The 15,657-nt window shown below is 42.1% G+C and carries 12 protein-coding genes, 1 other RNA gene and 1 pseudogene; all 14 read left to right on the forward strand.

Annotated elements, in window-relative coordinates; all coding sequences use genetic code 11:
- Positions 1-9: 9 nt before the first annotated feature.
- The 14 genes and pseudogenes from FXF62_RS04940 (at position 10) to FXF62_RS05005 (ending at position 15,583) form a co-directional block, all read left to right on the forward strand.
- Positions 10-537: a DUF1273 domain-containing protein gene (locus FXF62_RS04940; protein WP_149517883.1), complete on the forward strand. Its 528-nt coding sequence runs from the start codon at positions 10-12 to the stop codon at positions 535-537.
- Between the two features lie 71 nt (positions 538-608).
- Positions 609-953 (forward strand): cell division regulator GpsB, encoded by a 345-nt coding sequence (gene gpsB, locus FXF62_RS04945; protein WP_149517884.1) that lies wholly within the window; start codon positions 609-611, stop codon positions 951-953.
- Between the two features lie 14 nt (positions 954-967).
- Positions 968-1,335, forward strand: an RNA gene (rnpB, locus tag FXF62_RS04950) — RNase P RNA component class B.
- A gap of 198 nt (positions 1,336-1,533) precedes the next feature.
- Positions 1,534-2,688: a THUMP domain-containing class I SAM-dependent RNA methyltransferase gene (locus FXF62_RS04955; protein ID WP_149517885.1), complete on the forward strand. Its 1,155-nt coding sequence runs from the start codon at positions 1,534-1,536 to the stop codon at positions 2,686-2,688.
- A 12-nt stretch (positions 2,689-2,700) separates the two neighbouring features.
- Positions 2,701-4,155 carry a cell division site-positioning protein MapZ family protein gene (locus tag FXF62_RS04960; RefSeq protein ID WP_149517886.1) on the forward strand — a complete coding sequence of 485 codons (1,455 nt, stop codon included), beginning with the start codon at positions 2,701-2,703 and terminating at the stop codon, positions 4,153-4,155.
- Between the two features lie 391 nt (positions 4,156-4,546).
- A complete protein-coding gene (locus FXF62_RS04965; RefSeq protein WP_187984235.1) occupies positions 4,547-5,077 on the forward strand; it encodes a KxYKxGKxW signal peptide domain-containing protein in 531 nt (176 codons plus the stop codon).
- A gap of 60 nt (positions 5,078-5,137) precedes the next feature.
- Complete coding sequence (locus FXF62_RS10860; RefSeq protein ID WP_262881591.1) at positions 5,138-8,263, forward strand: hypothetical protein; 3,126 nt, start codon at positions 5,138-5,140, stop codon at positions 8,261-8,263.
- 27 nt (positions 8,264-8,290) lie between these two features.
- Positions 8,291-8,428 (forward strand): annotated as a pseudogene (locus FXF62_RS10865) (LPXTG cell wall anchor domain-containing protein); the annotation flags it as partial.
- A gap of 380 nt (positions 8,429-8,808) precedes the next feature.
- On the forward strand, positions 8,809-10,440 hold the full coding sequence (locus FXF62_RS04975; RefSeq protein WP_149517888.1) for a Na/Pi cotransporter family protein: 1,632 nt from the start codon (positions 8,809-8,811) through the stop codon (positions 10,438-10,440).
- 299 nt (positions 10,441-10,739) lie between these two features.
- The gene (gene nagA / locus FXF62_RS04985) at positions 10,740-11,906 is read left to right on the forward strand and encodes an N-acetylglucosamine-6-phosphate deacetylase (RefSeq protein WP_149517889.1); all 1,167 of its coding nucleotides are present in this window, start codon (positions 10,740-10,742) and stop codon (positions 11,904-11,906) included.
- A gap of 217 nt (positions 11,907-12,123) precedes the next feature.
- Positions 12,124-12,312 carry a hypothetical protein gene (locus tag FXF62_RS04990; RefSeq protein ID WP_149517890.1) on the forward strand — a complete coding sequence of 63 codons (189 nt, stop codon included), beginning with the start codon at positions 12,124-12,126 and terminating at the stop codon, positions 12,310-12,312.
- Between the two features lie 11 nt (positions 12,313-12,323).
- Positions 12,324-13,169 carry an aldo/keto reductase gene (locus FXF62_RS04995; RefSeq protein WP_149517891.1) on the forward strand — a complete coding sequence of 282 codons (846 nt, stop codon included), beginning with the start codon at positions 12,324-12,326 and terminating at the stop codon, positions 13,167-13,169.
- A gap of 422 nt (positions 13,170-13,591) precedes the next feature.
- Positions 13,592-14,344 (forward strand): DUF6261 family protein, encoded by a 753-nt coding sequence (locus FXF62_RS05000; RefSeq protein WP_187984243.1) that lies wholly within the window; start codon positions 13,592-13,594, stop codon positions 14,342-14,344.
- A gap of 99 nt (positions 14,345-14,443) precedes the next feature.
- Positions 14,444-15,583, forward strand: coding sequence for a hypothetical protein (locus FXF62_RS05005; protein ID WP_262881592.1), 1,140 nt, complete (start codon positions 14,444-14,446; stop codon positions 15,581-15,583).
- Positions 15,584-15,657: the final 74 nt, after the last annotated feature.

Below are 15,657 nucleotides of genomic sequence, written 5' to 3' on the forward strand. Positions count from 1 at the left end.
GGAGAATAAATGACAAGTCTATTAATTGTAGGTTACAAGGCTTTTGAACTTGGCATTATGAATGAAAAAGACATGCGGATCAAGATCATCAAAGAGGCGGTCAGACGGGATTTACAGAGCCTGCTGGATGAAGGATTGGAGTGGCTCATCTTTACGGGAAATCTAGGTTTTGAAACTTGGGTTTTAGAAGTCGCTCAGGAATTGAGAAAAGATTATAATTTTAAGCTTGCTACGATTTTTCTTTTTGAAGATCAAGGAAAGAATTGGAACGAAGGAAATCAGGCCAAACTAGCGGATTTTAAACAAGTAGATTTCGTTAAATATGCCTATCCTAGCTATCAAAATCCGAGTCAGTTTCGTGAGTACAACCAATTTCTGCTTCAAAATACAGATGGAGCTTATCTATTTTACGATGAGGAAAATGAGACCAATCTTAAGTATCTTTACAGGGAGATGAAAAATCAAGAACAGTATTTTATCAAAAAATTAACATTTGATGACCTGAATGAGGTTGCAGAAATTTTTTCGGAAAAGTAGGGTATAAATCTTGCTTTTTATAGGTGCTTTCGTATATAATTGGATATGATAAACTAGATTGGAGCGAGAGCATGGCGAGTATTATTTATACAGCAAAAGATATTTTTGATCAAGACTTTAAGCGTGAAGTGCGAGGATATAGCAAGGCTGAAGTGGATGAATTTTTAGATGATGTGATTAAGGATTATGAAACTTATGCAGCCTTGGTGAAAGAGTTGCGTGAGGAGATTACCCTTCTGAAGGAACAAGTATCGAATCAAGCAACTGCTACTCCTTCAACGCCTAGTCAGCCAGCTCAACCAACAATTGAGATGCCACAGATGGGAACAGCGACAAACTTCGATATTTTGAAACGTCTAAGCCGTTTGGAAAAGGAAGTTTTTGGTAAACAAATTCTGGACAACGAAGAGCAATAATGTTGCAGAGTGCAATTTTTGGATAATCGCGTGAAGATTTAATATTTTCATGAGGAAAGTCCATGCTAGCACCGGCTGTGATGCTGGTAGTGTTTGTGCTAGGCGAAACAATAAGCCTAGGGACGGAGCAATCCGTTACGGCGACTGAAAAGGCTAAGTCTTTAGATAGGTCTGAATAGGTCTGAAAGTGCCACAGTGACGTAGTTCTTCTGGAAACAGAAGAAGTGGAACGCGGTAAACCCCTCAAGCTAGCAACCCAAACTTTGGTCGGGGCACGGAATGCGTGGAAACGAACATAGCATTCTGACTGGAAACAGTAGACAGATGATTATCGAAGGAGATGGTACCTAGTCATTTCTGGAACAAAACATGGCTTATAGAAAATTGCACATAGGTTAGCTAGCGTATGCTAGCTTTTTGATTAAGATATAGAGCCCCTTGGACAGAAGATTGCTGCAAGGGACAAAATAGGAAAGCAAGGTTTTTCTCAAAAAGAGGAGCTAAGCAAGAACATTCTGCTTTCTAGCTGAGGCCAGTTTTTAACGGCGTGGCCCAGCGGATAGTGATAGAGTAAGAAAGAATGAAAGAAAAATTTAATTTAATCGCTACAGCGGCGGCAGGTCTGGAAGCCGTGGTCGGCCGTGAGATTCGGGATTTGGGTATAGATTGTCAGGTTGAAAATGGTCGTGTCCGCTTTAGTGGCGATGTCAAAACCATTATTCAAACCAATCTATGGCTACGCTCGGCAGATCGGATCAAGATTGTTGTGGGCACATTTCCAGCTAAAACATTTGAAGAGCTTTTTCAAGGTGTATTTGCCTTGGATTGGGAAAATTATCTACCCTTAGGTGCCAAATTTCCCATTTCTAAAGCCAAATGCGTCAAGTCAAAACTGCATAATGAGCCCAGTGTTCAAGCCATTTCAAAAAAAGCAGTTGTGAAAAAACTGCAAAAGCATTATGCTCGTCCAGAAGGTGTCCCCTTGCAGGAAAATGGAGCAGAGTTTAAGATTGAAGTTTCCATTTTAAAAGACCTTGTGACGGTCATGATTGATACAAGTGGTTCTAGCTTGTTCAAACGTGGTTATCGGACTGAGAAGGGCGGAGCGCCAATCAAGGAAAATATGGCAGCTGCGATTTTACTTTTGTCAAACTGGTATCCGGACAAACCCTTGATTGACCCGACTTGCGGATCAGGAACCTTCTGTATCGAAGCAGCTATGATTGGGATGAAGATGGCCCCAGGTTTGAACCGTTCCTTTGCTTTTGAAGATTGGAATTGGGTAGATAAGGACTTGGTACGTCGACTTCGGGCAGAAGCTCTAGCTCAGATTGACCAAGACATTCAGTTGGATATTTCGGGTTCTGACTTGGATGCCCGTTTGGTAGAGATTGCCAAGAAAAATGCGGAAGAAGCGGGCGTTGCTGACCAAATTCACTTTAAGCAAATGCGCCTGCAAGACCTTCATACGGACAAGATCAATGGCGTGATTATTTCCAATCCGCCTTATGGTGAGCGTTTGTTGGACGATGATGCGGTGACCAAGCTCTATCAAGAAATGGGAGAAACCTTTGCTCCTTTGAAGACATGGAGTAAATTTATCTTGACCAGTGATGAGGCCTTTGAAGCCAAATATGGCAGTCAGGCGGATAAAAAGCGAAAACTTTACAATGGTACTTTAAAAGTTGATTTATATCAATATTTTGGCCAAAGGGTCAAAAGACAACTAGATTAGAAAGGAAATGCTGTGAGCAAAGAAGAAAAGATGCCAACAGAGCAAGAATCAAAAGAAACCGTTCTTGACTTAGAAGATGCGAAAGAAATGACGGTCGGTCAGGCTGCTCGGAAAAACGAGGAAGTCGAAGCTGGTGTGACCGAAGGAGACAATATCCTTGATAAATACATCAAGCAACACCGAGATGAAATCGAAGCAGGGAAATTTGAAACCCAAAAGCTGAGAATCATGGAAGAGCTGGCACAACAAAAAGAAGCTTTGATACAAGAGACCATCAAACAGCTTAAGAGTCAGTCTCAGGCGAAGGAAAATACTGCCAATGTGCCATTACCTTCGGTGCAGCCAGTGAAAGCAGAAGCTGCAAACTCGGCAAATGTAGAGACTACAAAGGCTGCACAACCAGCGCTAACAGTTGCAGCTGAAGCACCAATCATCCCGGCAACAAAGCCGGTATCAAAGCCAGTTCCGACAGTATTTGAGGATGAGGACGATCCTGAGACAAAGCCTTTCTACAAGAAGAAAGCCTTCCTATACTCAGCCTTAGGTCTTGTAGCGCTTGCCGCTGGAACGACTTGGTATTTTCATCAAGGTTGGGGGAGCCACAAGTCGACAACTGGTTCCAGTTCGACAGTTTCTTCTAGCAAAAAGAAATCTGCAAGTTCTAGCGAAGCCAAGAAAGAGGCTGCTAAAGAATTTGAAGACCTTTATGCTAGCTTCTTTACGGATAGTAGTCAGACAGCTATCAAAAATGACAAGTTTGGCGATTTGGATAAGCTGAAAGCTAAGTTAGATGTCTTAACTGGCAGCTTAGAATATACAGCTGCTAAGAAGAAGTATGATGATCTTGTTAAGCAAATTTCTGCTATCCAAAGTGTCAATTCACAATTCAATACGGGTGCCATCGTTGACGGTCTATTGAAGACAGATGCCCAAGTGAAAGAAAACGCTAATCTTCCAGATGTATCGACAGGTAATAGCAAGTTGGATGAGGTCTTGAAGGCGGCTATTGCTCAAGGACGCAGTCAGCAGCTACCAGCACCAGCGCCTAGTCCGACAGTGGAGCCGTCAGTGCCTTCCACAGCCCCATCAACGCCGCCAGCTGTGACTCCAGCGCCTAGTGACCCTAGTGGCATTAGAAATGCAGAAACTGGTATCGGACTGCCAAGTGCAGGAGTTAACCTCCAGCGCCACCTTAGCCGTGTGCCTTACAATCAAGCAGCTATCGATGATGTCAATAATCCTGCTTGGACCTTCAATCCAGGTGTCTTGGAAACGATCCTCAAGGTGTCTCGTGAGCGCGGCTACATCACAGGAGACCAGTTCATCCTTGAAAAAGTTAACATTGTCAAGGGGAATGGCTACTACAATCTCTATAAACCAGATGGTACTTATCTATTTAGTATGAACTGTAAGACAGGCTACTTTGTAGGAAATGGAGCTGGGTATGCGGAAGATTTGGATTATTAATCATCTTTCTCACTAATCCATTCAAAATATATAAAAAAGTTGGACGGATCTGAGGTCATGTATCTCGGGTCGGCCGTCTAGCTTTTTTTTGTATAAATAGTTACTTATTGTTAATTCCTATAATAATCTATAGTTTAAATCTCTAGGTTAATATAGATAGTTTAAAATAGCTTGATTTATCAAGCTTATTTTCAATAAATAAAGATTTCAATAGATTGAATTCTTGTCTTATTTTTGTTAAAATACTATCTGGAGCATTAGAACACCTATAATAAAAATGCAAAAAAATATGTATTTTTGCTTATAAACTATAGCATGCAATGAGTCAGTTTCTTTGCTAATGGTCATGAGATTAACAAAGACTGGCATGTTGAAAAAGGAAAGGAAAAGGATGTTTCGAAGTAAGAAATATAACAAGGATTTCGAGATCATTGACGAAAAGAAGCGGTACAAGCTCTATAAGTCTGGGAAAAATTGGGTAAAAGCTTCAAATTCTCAACTCGATCTCTTTCGTATCGGTGGAATGGGAGAAGTTGTCTCAAATAGCTTGTCAGATACAGAAGAGCTTGATCACGATCATCTGAGCCTCAACACTCTTGCAGGTTTATGGGGAATATTAGCTGCTGGAGCGGCAGGTTTGGTGGTGACTCAGGAGCAGTCTGTCTATGCGGATGAAACATCTGAATACACAGATAAAGCTGTCATTTCAGCTGAAGTCAAAGACAATGAGGAAGCACCAGAAGCAAGTACAAATTCGATCATTGCTCAAGCGCAAGCGGAAATGCGAAAAGCAAAAGCAGAACAAGCTTCTGAGTTAGCCTCTGTTTCAGTTAGTCAGTCAGTCAGCACTTCTGTCTCTACAAGTGAGTCAGTATCTCTTAGTATCTCGACTAGCCAGTCTGTTAGTCAATCGCTCAGCTAATCAATTTCCGCTAGTAACTCAACTTCTATTAGCCAGTCTGTATCTGCTAGCAGTTCGGTCTTGACTAGCAAATTAGCGAGTACTGCGCCTGCTGCAAAAGTATCAGAGAGCAAAGCGCCCGCTAAGCTAGAAAGTGCTAACAATACAACTTCTCTAGAACAGGATAAAGTGCTAACTAGCGCGTCAGTAGCTGATGCTTCCGTCTCAGCTTCTAATTCTGTCTCACTGGACGTCAGAGTCAATGTTGCTGATAGCTTTGTTTCATCTGGTGCAGGACAAAGTTTGGCTAGCGCTATGTTGAGCAATAGCCAAGCCCTAGCAACCAGCAACAACTTGGCTGCTGGTGTGGTAGCTGATAAGAACCAAGCCCAAGGCAAGGATGAGCTCAAGCAAGCTGAGAAGAGTCAAACGGTAGATAAGACCGTAGCAACTTCACCAAAAGAGTCTGGTCGGTCAGACTTCCGTAGTGCGGGCTACTCAGGATTCAGAGCTGTCAATAAAAATATTAGGGTTAATGTCAGTCAAGAGGAACTAGTAGTAGAACGTGGTAGATCTTTTGATATACCAAACTTTGCTACTATTAGCGGAACAAATCTGAATTTTAATAAAGCAGAAGTTCGAGGTTATTTCCCAAACAACCAATGGCCACCTAGCAGATGGCTTCAAACTCAGTTTACAAGACAGGGAAACACTATAAAAGTTCGTGTTTATGGAACAGTTCCACTGGATGAAACCCTTGGTGACTACAATACCTATGTTGTTGGTTATGATAGGAGTGGAAATACTAGCTCAGATAACGGAACACGGAACACTAACGCTGGTCGTGGTACAAGAGACAATGGTCAGTTTAAGCTCACTATTCGCCATCATGTCAATGATGATATCAATAAAGTCCGAGTAAAAAATCTTAGTCACTTAACAGAACAAGAAAAAATAGAAGTTATTGCAGCTTTCAAAGCGAAAAATGCTAGCTTGAGAAATGAGGACATGCTAAGTGGTGGTCAACATGGTGCGGGCTATGATGTTGCGGATAATGGTGAATTGACCGTTACTTATCGTGATAGAAGAACCAGTGTCATTCCTGCTGATAATTTGATTGAGCTGGGTGATGTTGATCCGGTCTTGAATGGTAGTGCAACTTCTCTTACTAGTAAGAATGGCGATCTGTTCAAGAAACGGGTTGTTGGTGTGCAACTAGACCCAGACTATGTCTATATCCACGATGAAAATAACACCAGTGCTAGAAGCGGTGGTTGGGCAACTGAACAGGCAGCGAAAGATGCTGTTCAGATGACTCCACGTGTATCAGGGCTTTTATCTGACTTGGGCCTGACTTATGAGGTGACAGCCGTATCAGATGGCAATGGGGGCTATGTTCCTCGGGTTGCTTTCACTGGCACACCTAAAAAGGCAGGTGTTTTCGAATTTGACCTTAGTGTGCGTGATGAGAACGGTACGGTCTGGAGAAATGAATCAAGTAGTCCTTTCCGCTTAGATGTAACAACAAATCATGATCCTATCTTTAATAATAGTCTGGCTTCAACTACTCCTAAAGCAGGGCAGTTGATTCCAGATATGAGTGTAGGAAAAGCCGTACAACACGATCTTTATATTCATGATATAGACAACAAGAGTCAAGCGGGTGGCTGGAAAACATCGACAGAAGCCAAAAATGCTGTTCTACCTACAATTTCAGAGCAGCGTCTTACAGAGCTTGGATTGACTTATAATATTGATGCGGTTCCTGATGGTCAAGGTGGCTATGTCCCTCGTCTTAGAATTTCTGGTACTCCTAAGAAAGAAGGGGATATCAGATTCTATATGTCTGTAACGGATGAGAATGGTGTATCATGGAATAGTACCGCAAATGATTTCCAGTTTAGAATCATTGATCATCAATCATTGTCTGTTAGTACGAGTCTTTCAGCTTCGCAGTCTCTTAGTGCTGTAAATTCCGTTTCAGCAAGCAAGAGTAATTCAGCATCGGTAAGTCTGAGTGGTTCGATGTCATTGAGCAAGAGCGCCTCAACTTCATTGAGCGGTAGCCAATCCGTCTCATTAAGTAAGAGTGCCTCAGCTTCGTTGAGTTTGAGTCGGTCAGTCTCATTGAGTAATAGCGCTTCAGCGTCATTAAGCTTGAGCCAGTCAGTCTCAGTAAGTGCAAGTGCTTCAGCATCAGTAAGCCTTAGCCAGTCAGTTTCAACAAGCGAGTCTGCTTCAACCTCATTGAGCGCAAGCCAGCCAGCTTCAACAAGTGAATCAGCTTCAACGTCAATGAGCGCAAGCCAGTTAGTTTCAACAAGTGAGTCTGCTTCAATCTCATTGAGCACCAGCCTCAGTGCCTCACTCAGCGCTTCAGATTCAACAAGTACTAGCCTGAGCACCAGCCTCAGTGCCTCACTCAGCGCATCAGATTCAACAAGCACCAGCTTGAGCACCAGCCAAAGTGCCTCACTCAGTGCTTCAGATTCAAGAAGTACAAGTTTGAGCACGAGCCTCAGTGCCTCAATTAGCGCTTCAGATTCAGCAAGTACGAGCCTGAGCACGAGCCTCAGTGCCTCAATTAGTGCTTCAGATTCAGCAAGTACAAGTTTGAGCACTAGTCTAAGTGCCTCAATTAGCGCTTCTGATTCATCAAGCACCAGCTTGAGCACAAGTCTCAGTGCATCAATCTCAGCAAGCGAGAGTGCATCGTCTTCTGTAAGCAGTAGCCAATTAGTCTCAACAAGCGCAAGTACCTCAGCGTCATTGAGCGCTAGTGCGTCAGCTCTTGCAAGTGAAAATGATTTGGCATCGCTGAGCGTAAGCGAATCTCTATCAGCAAGTGCAAGTCTAAGCACCAGCGTATCAGCTTCATTCAGCGCGTCAGAGTCAGCAAGCGTAAGTGTAAGTACCTCTACATCACTTAGCGATAGCCTTTCAAGCAGCTTGAGTACAAGTGTGTCACAAGAGTCAAACTCATTCAGCTATAGTAAGGGTGATCCAACCAGCGAGTCCAAGCCAGAGTTTAACCTGCCAAGCTACCTCGCATCTGTAAGTGATAGTCAGTCTATCTCTACTTCATTGAGCACATCCGCAAGTGTGTCACTGAGTGATAGCGCAAGCATTTCAGCTAGTCTGTCTGAAAGTGCGTCTGTATCTAGTGCTACAAATCACTCTCAAGCACCTAAACCACAGCCTGCATAACCAGGACAAGTCAAAGTTACTCCAAATGCTAAAGCTTTACCAAATACAGGAACTGCCAATAATCCATTAGCAGCTCTTGGATTGGGAATAGCAACTTGGGCATCAGCCTTTCTCAAGAACAAAAAGAAGAAAGAATCCGCATCTGATGTCAATTTGGAAGACTAATCTTAAAACCCAGCTAAAATGATGACAACATTTTAGTGATGGAAAGTAAATCCCAGATAGCCATAGGCTATCTGGGATTTTTAATCTTTGTATGCGTAGAATGTGAATCGTGCTGAGATAATTTCTATCTTTTAAGCCTGATCCCAGAAAGTGATGAACCAAGCTAAATATTTTGAAATGTAGTTCGGTCTGCTTGCTTTTTGTTCTAGTGAGAGGGCCTTGTTGCTTACTCTAATTTGCTCTTGAGTGTGATGAAAATAAAAGTTTCAAAATTAGCAAAAATAATTCGATTCTTTTTCAGAAAAGGCTTGTGAGATTAGGCTGGATGTTTTAAAATAGTATAGGAGATTATCCGCTATTTATTTTTCGGAGGAAAAGAAATGTCCATTAATTGGCAAGAAATTATATTTAGCTTTTTAGGAGGCTTGGGGCTGTTCCTGTACAGTATTCGTATGATGGGTGACGGCTTACAGCAGGCGGCAGGAGACCGATTGCGCTATTTCATTGATAAATACACGAGCAATCCTTTTTTAGGTGTGCTGGTTGGGATTGGGATGACAGCCCTGATCCAGTCTAGTTCAGGTGTGACAGTGATCACAGTTGGTCTGGTGAGTGCGGGGCTGTTGACCCTGCGTCAGGCTATCGGGATTGTCATGGGGGCCAATATTGGTACGACTGTGACTTCCTTCATCATTGGTTTTAAGTTGGGTGATTACGCTCTGCCCTTGCTCTTTGTCGGTGCGGTTTGCCTCTTTTTCACAAAGAATCGCTCAGTGAACAATGTCGGGCGTATCCTCTTTGGTGTCGGCGGGATCTTTTTCGCCCTCAATCTCATGAGTGGAGCCATGGAGCCTCTTAAAGACTTGCAAGTCTTTCGAGATTACATGGTTCAGCTAAGTAAAAATCCAGTCTTAGGTGTCTTTGTCGGAACGGGCTTGACCCTGCTCATTCAAGCATCTTCGGCGACCATTGGGATTCTGCAAAATCTCTATGCCAGCAATCTCATTGATCTGCAAGGAGCTTTACCAGTCCTCTTTGGTGACAATATCGGAACGACGATTACAGCGATCATTGCTTCCTTAGGGGCTAATATCGCAGCCAAGCGTGTTGCTGGAGCCCATGTGGCCTTTAACGTTGTGGGAACAGTCATCTGTATGATCTTCCTGCTACCTTTCACATCACTGATTCAGTGGTTTGAGACAGCCTTGCATTTGTCACCAGAAATGACTATTGCCTTTGCCCACGGAACCTTTAATATTACCAATACCATTATCCAATTTCCTTTTATTGGCTTTTTAGCATATTTGGTTACCAAGTTGATTCCGGGTGAGGATGAAACCGTTAAATACGAATCTCTCTACCTAGATACGATTTTGATCGACCAAGCGCCATCATTGGCTTTGGGAAATGCTAAAAAGGAACTCCTTCACTTGGGTGGCTACGCTGCTAAATCTTTCGAATTGGCTTATGATTATATCGTGAACTATGAAGAAAAATCTGCCGAAAAGGGTCATAAGACTGAGGAAGCCATCAATGCCATTGATGATGAATTGACTCGCTACCTGATTGTCCTATCTGGCCAGCAGCTCAATCCAAAAGAGAGTGAAGTCTTGACCAGCATTCTGGACTCTAGTCGTGATTTGGAGAGAATCGGTGACCACTCAGAAGCTTTGCTGAATTTGACAGACTACTTGCACCGCAAGAAGGTGGAATTTTCACCAGCTGCCTTGGAAGAGTTGGAAAATATTTATCACTTGACCTTGGACTTTATCAAAGAAGCTTTGAATTCTGTGGAAACAAATAATGTGGATTTGGCCAATAGTTTGGAGGCCAAGCATGCGGAGATTGACAAGCTAGAACGCAGCCTGCGCAAGACCCACATTGCTCGTCTCAACAAGGGAGAATGTACGCCTCAGGCTGGGGTCAACTTCATCGATATTATTTCTCACTATACCAGAGTTGCTGACCACGCCATGAATTTGGCTGAGAAAGTACAAATGGAACAAATTTAAGACAGAAAGAGGCTGGGACAAAAGTCCTAGCCTCTCAATTGTCTTTGGATTGTCGAGCAAGACGCAGTGGTTGAGTGGGCTCTACTAGGCTGATTTCATCAGCTTTTACAGCCTACTCAACTGTGCGGAGGTGGGACGACGAAATCGAATTCTAACGAATTACCGATTTCTGTCCCACTCTCTTTCTTGCTTTGAATAATATAATAAATTTTTCTAAAAAAGAGGTATAGACCATTTACAAATAAAATAGAAAGCGTTATAATAGAGTCAATAGAAATAGAACAAGGGGAGGCAGTCAGATGCCTAAATATATAAAAGCCGATCAGTTCTTCTATCCTCAAGGGATTCGCAAGGGTGGATTTTTGGAAGTGATTGATGGAAAATTTGGAAAATTAGTACAGGAAGTCCCTGCGGATGCAGAAGTAGTGGATTACACAGGTTACTCTGTTGCGCCGGGTCTGGTGGATACCCATATCCATGGTTTTGGTGGGGTCGATGTCATGGACAATAACATCGAAGGTACCCTCCATACCATGAGTGAAGGACTTTTGACGACTGGGGTGACCAGTTTCCTGCCGACCACGCTGACATCATCTTACGAGCAACTCTTGGCTGTGACAGAAAATATTGGTGCGCGCTATCAAGAAGCAAGTGGTGCCAAGATTCGTGGTCTCTATTTTGAAGGGCCTTACTTCACTGAAAAGTACAAGGGTGCCCAAAACCCAGCCTACATGAAGGATCCTCGTATGGATGAATTTCGTGCTTGGCAAAAGGCAGCCAATGGTCTGCTCAATAAGATTGCTTTGGCACCTGAGCGTGAGGGCGTGGAAGAATTTGTCCGCACCATCACTGATGAAGGTGTGACAGTTGCTTTGGGGCACTCTGATGCGACCTATGATGAAGCCAAGGCAGCAGTAGAAGCAGGTGCTAGTGTCTGGGTGCATGCCTACAATGGCATGCGAGGCCTGACCCACCGTGAGCTAGGTATGGTTGGGGCTATGTACGAGCTGCCTCACACCTATGCGGAGCTGATTTGTGATGGTCACCATGTAGATCCCAAGGCCTGTGATATTTTGCTCAAGCAAAAGGGTCATGAACATGTAGCCCTCATCACAGACTGTATGACTGCAGGTGGGCTGGAAGACGGCGACTATATGCTGGGAGAATTTCCAGTGGTGGTAGCCAATGGCACAGCTCGTCTCAAATCGACTGGCAACTTAGCAGGATCTATCCTGCAGCTCAAGGACGGCCTGAAATATGTAGTTGAGTGGGGCATCGCAAATCCTCATCAAGCAGTCATGATGGCCAGTCTTATCCCAGCAAAATCCGTCCACATCGACGATGTCTGTGGCCAGATCAAGGAAGGCTACGATGCTGACTTTATCGTTCTGGACAAGGATTTGGAGCTGGTTGCTACTTATCTGGATGGCGAAAAACGCTTTGAAGCTGCCTCCAGTGTTCTTTAATTGAGTCTCCTTATATTTTTAGAAAGGATGGGGTAACCTGTCCTTTTTAATGTAGAGCTGCCGACTTTTCCTGGGATTTGCTAGAGGAACTTGTACAAAGCTAGAAATGTTTGGCGCAATTAGAAAGTCTCTGAGATATTTTTCTTAACAGATGGTAAGGCTTTCTCAAAGAAAGAGAAGATGTTATAATAGGATTATCACAGATGAGGAGGACAGGATGAAAAAGATTGATTATAGATTTATGGGAATAGGCTTGGTGTTCCTCTTCTTTGGATTACTACTGCATCGTTTCTTGTTATTTATTGCTGGGTTAGCCTTTATCATTTATAGCTTTTTCAGCCGAGGCATGGCTCCAACCAAGGAAAATATCTTTAAGCCAAAATTGACCAAAAGAAAGAAGAAATAAGGAGAAGAAATATGAAAAATTATACCCTTAACAATGGCATCAAGATTCCAGTCTTGGGCTTTGGTACTTGGAAGGCTCAGGACGGAGAAGAGGCTTATCAGTCAGTCTTGGCCGCTCTTAAGGCTGGCTATCGCCACATTGATACAGCAGCTATCTATAAGAATGAGGAGAGTGTCGGTCGGGCAATTAAAGATAGCGGTATTCCGCGTGAGGAGCTCTTCATCACAACCAAGCTCTGGAATAGCAAGCACACCTATGAAGCGGCCTTGGAAGCCTTTGACAGCTCTATGGAGCGTTTAGGGCTGGATTATCTGGATCTCTACCTCATCCATTGGCCAAATCCTAAGCCTGTACGAGAAGATGGAGCTTGGCAAAAGCGCAATGCAGAAGTTTGGCGGGCCATGGAAGACCTCTATCAAGCTGGTAAGATCCGAGCGATCGGCGTCAGCAATTTCCTGCCTCATCACCTAGAGGCTCTGCTGGAAACGGCGCGCATCACTCCAGCTGTCAATCAAATCCGCCTAGCGCCAGGTGTCTATCAGACGGAGGCAGTGGACTTCTGCCGTGCCCATGATATCCTACTTGAAGCTTGGGGACCATTTGGCCAGGGCGAACTCTTCCAAAATCCAGCCGTACAGGCGATAGCAGATAAGTATGGCAAGACCATTGCCCAAATTGCTCTAGCTTGGAGTCTACAAGAAGGCTTCCTACCCCTGCCTAAATCAGTCACTCCGAGCCGGATTGCTAGCAATCTAGACTGCTTTGACATCGAACTGAGCCCTGCTGACCTAGAGATTCTTAAAAATATCAGCGGTTTGGAAGGCGGAGCACCTAATCCAGATAGGATGGATTTTTAAACCTCTGACGTGTATCAGTTGAGTTGAAATCAAGCTACTCTCTGTATTAGTTATTGGTATTTAATGAAGTTTTGTAGTGACCTAGCCTCGGCCGGTCACTTTTCTTATAGATTCATTGTAACCTAGGCCTCGGCCGATCACTTTTCCTATAGATTCATGGCAACCTAGGTCTAGAAGGCTCTTTTCTCTTTTATTTATAAAATCAATCGCTTCTCAGTCAACTTGTCGTCAAAAGCAAGTACCAGATGAGGGGCGATTTTTTGTAGTTTTCTTTTGAAAAAGAAGAAGAGCTGGGAAGAGGGTCCATTTTTTGAGAAAATGCCCCTTTCAGGGATAAAAAATGACATCTTAGGGCAAGAGACACCAAGCTTCATCTCTACATGCTATACTTGCTTTATCAAACATATTGGAGAGGTTTTATGATAAACACTACTTACACCATTCGTCCCTTGTCTTATAGCAATCTGACTCATCGTGAGTTTGAGAGTCTAATGGTTGATTCCTATCAGGTACTCACGATTTTTACAAGCTCCTATAGAGATGAGGATATGTACAGCAAGCACCTAGAGGGCTTTCATAGCAAACTAGAGCAGTTTCAGGCTCAATTGGCTAATGTGGAAAAGAAAGACTCTATGAGTCTCGTAGAACTAGACAAGGAGCGAGATAACGCTCTAGTTGGTCTTTTTACCTTGCATAAGGGCTTTGCCAAAATTAAAGACAAGGATCTGAAAGAAGCCTACGAAAGCTTGGCTCCAGTCTTTAAAAAGTATAAGGATATCACCAAGCATACCAATGCTGTCGCAACTGCTGAAATTAAGAGTCTGCTTAAAACATTGCAGGAAGAGCCCTATCAGGGAGCTGTGACGAGTCTAGGCCTCCTCCCTATGCTAACGGCGCTCCTAGCAGCCCAAGGAGACTATGATAAAGTAGAAGCAGAAGCGCGTGCAGTCAAGTCAGCCAAGGAAGTCGGTAAAACCAAACAGCTACGCAACGAAATCTCCCGTACCTACGACCTCTTTGTGCGCTACACAGCAGCCGTCGCAGAAGCCTATCCAGAGAGAACCCACTTGACCAAACTCCTTAAAGATCTCAATACGATCCGAGACAGCAAGCGCCGTTTGGTTGGTACAAATAAGAAAACAAAAACGGAAGAAGCAGGAGAGAAATCAGCATAAAGAGAGACCCCTTAGAAGTGAGATTCTAAGGGGATTTTTAGTGCTTTCGTGGTATAATTTATTGAGTATATAGAAAGTTGATAGAGTAGGTGAAATAGTATGGAAGAAGAAAATATTTTAGAGATCGTTTCTTTTCTACTTTTATTACAAGAGACTATAGAAGTAAAACAAATCTTATATCAAATGTGTAATTCTCTTGATGATTTTGATAAATCTGAAATATACATTTCTCTTCTCCCTATAGTATCTTCAGTTTGTTTAGGTTGGATAGATAAATTTCAGAAACATGGAAAAGCTGTTGATTTACCAGATGTACAAGGAGTTGATTTTATAACAATGTTGAAAAGCGTCAGGATAGGTTTAAAACTTTACTCAGATAAAAGAGTTGCGAACGCGTTTAAAAGATTGAATACTGATGCTAATGAACGGAAAAAAATGTTAGAGACTAATTACAATTTTCTTCAAAAATTTAGAGTTAGTGTACTGGGGCAGCCTGATTTAGGTATATTTACTATTAACGATATGCCTTATGGTAACACAAGTCAAATGAGTATCTATCTTGAAGGACTATTTTCGTTAAATAAATTTGAAACTATAAATCAGTGGGGAGAAGGAATGAAACCTATTATGATTGACTATTCTCAAGCCTTATCTACTTTTATAAATTCAATCGCTACAGAATTTGAAGAAAATTTTACTGTTGATTCAACAATGAAATTAAATATTTCTAATTATAAACTAAGCTATGTAGATAAGTTTTTAATGGATACAAACAGACAAAATATTTTACTTGGTGATTTGCTACTTGAAGCTCAGTTACAGTTATTCAATATTTTATGTCAAAATAATTTTATAAATGTTTTACTTCCCAATATATTTCAAAGCACAGGTAATTTATTTTATCGATCAAAATTACAATCATATTTAGTTAGTGTACATACTATAAAAAAACTAGTTAGTAAATACTCTGAAAGTATAGATTTTCAATTAGTGAATGAGTTAGAAAAAATTATTGAAGTAAAAAATAATTTTTTCTCAGCTAATAATCAATTTAGAAATAATATTTTTCACTATTCTATTACAGAAATTTCTTTTTCAAATTTTTCTAACCCCCAAAATTACTTCAGGGAGTTTGTTGAAAGCTATATAGATATAAGTTTCGATGATTTTATGAAAATAATTGATGAAGAGATAGAGAAAATTAATAGAGTTGTGGAACAACTAATAAAATATAGATAATTTCTTATGATGGGGGTTATTCTAATCTAGAACGATATTTTTGATATTATAATTGAACAGAAAACAAACTCCAC

It is taken from the genome of Streptococcus cristatus (assembly GCF_008369405.1).
Taxonomy (GTDB): domain Bacteria; phylum Bacillota; class Bacilli; order Lactobacillales; family Streptococcaceae; genus Streptococcus; species Streptococcus cristatus_G.

Bases quoted from the DNA above. Each gene is read 5' to 3' on its own strand.
- FXF62_RS04940 (WP_149517883.1), top strand. From the start codon at position 10: ATGACAAGTCTATTAATTGTAGGTTACAAGGCTTTTGAACTTGGCATT.
- gpsB (WP_149517884.1), top strand. From the start codon at position 609: ATGGCGAGTATTATTTATACAGCAAAAGATATTTTTGATCAAGACTTT.
- FXF62_RS04955 (WP_149517885.1), top strand. From the start codon at position 1,534: ATGAAAGAAAAATTTAATTTAATCGCTACAGCGGCGGCAGGTCTGGAA.
- FXF62_RS04965 (WP_187984235.1), top strand. From the start codon at position 4,547: ATGTTTCGAAGTAAGAAATATAACAAGGATTTCGAGATCATTGACGAA.
- FXF62_RS04975 (WP_149517888.1), top strand. From the start codon at position 8,809: ATGTCCATTAATTGGCAAGAAATTATATTTAGCTTTTTAGGAGGCTTG.
- nagA (WP_149517889.1), top strand. From the start codon at position 10,740: ATGCCTAAATATATAAAAGCCGATCAGTTCTTCTATCCTCAAGGGATT.
- FXF62_RS04990 (WP_149517890.1), top strand. From the start codon at position 12,124: ATGAAAAAGATTGATTATAGATTTATGGGAATAGGCTTGGTGTTCCTC.
- FXF62_RS04995 (WP_149517891.1), top strand. From the start codon at position 12,324: ATGAAAAATTATACCCTTAACAATGGCATCAAGATTCCAGTCTTGGGC.
- FXF62_RS05005 (WP_262881592.1), top strand. From the start codon at position 14,444: ATGGAAGAAGAAAATATTTTAGAGATCGTTTCTTTTCTACTTTTATTA.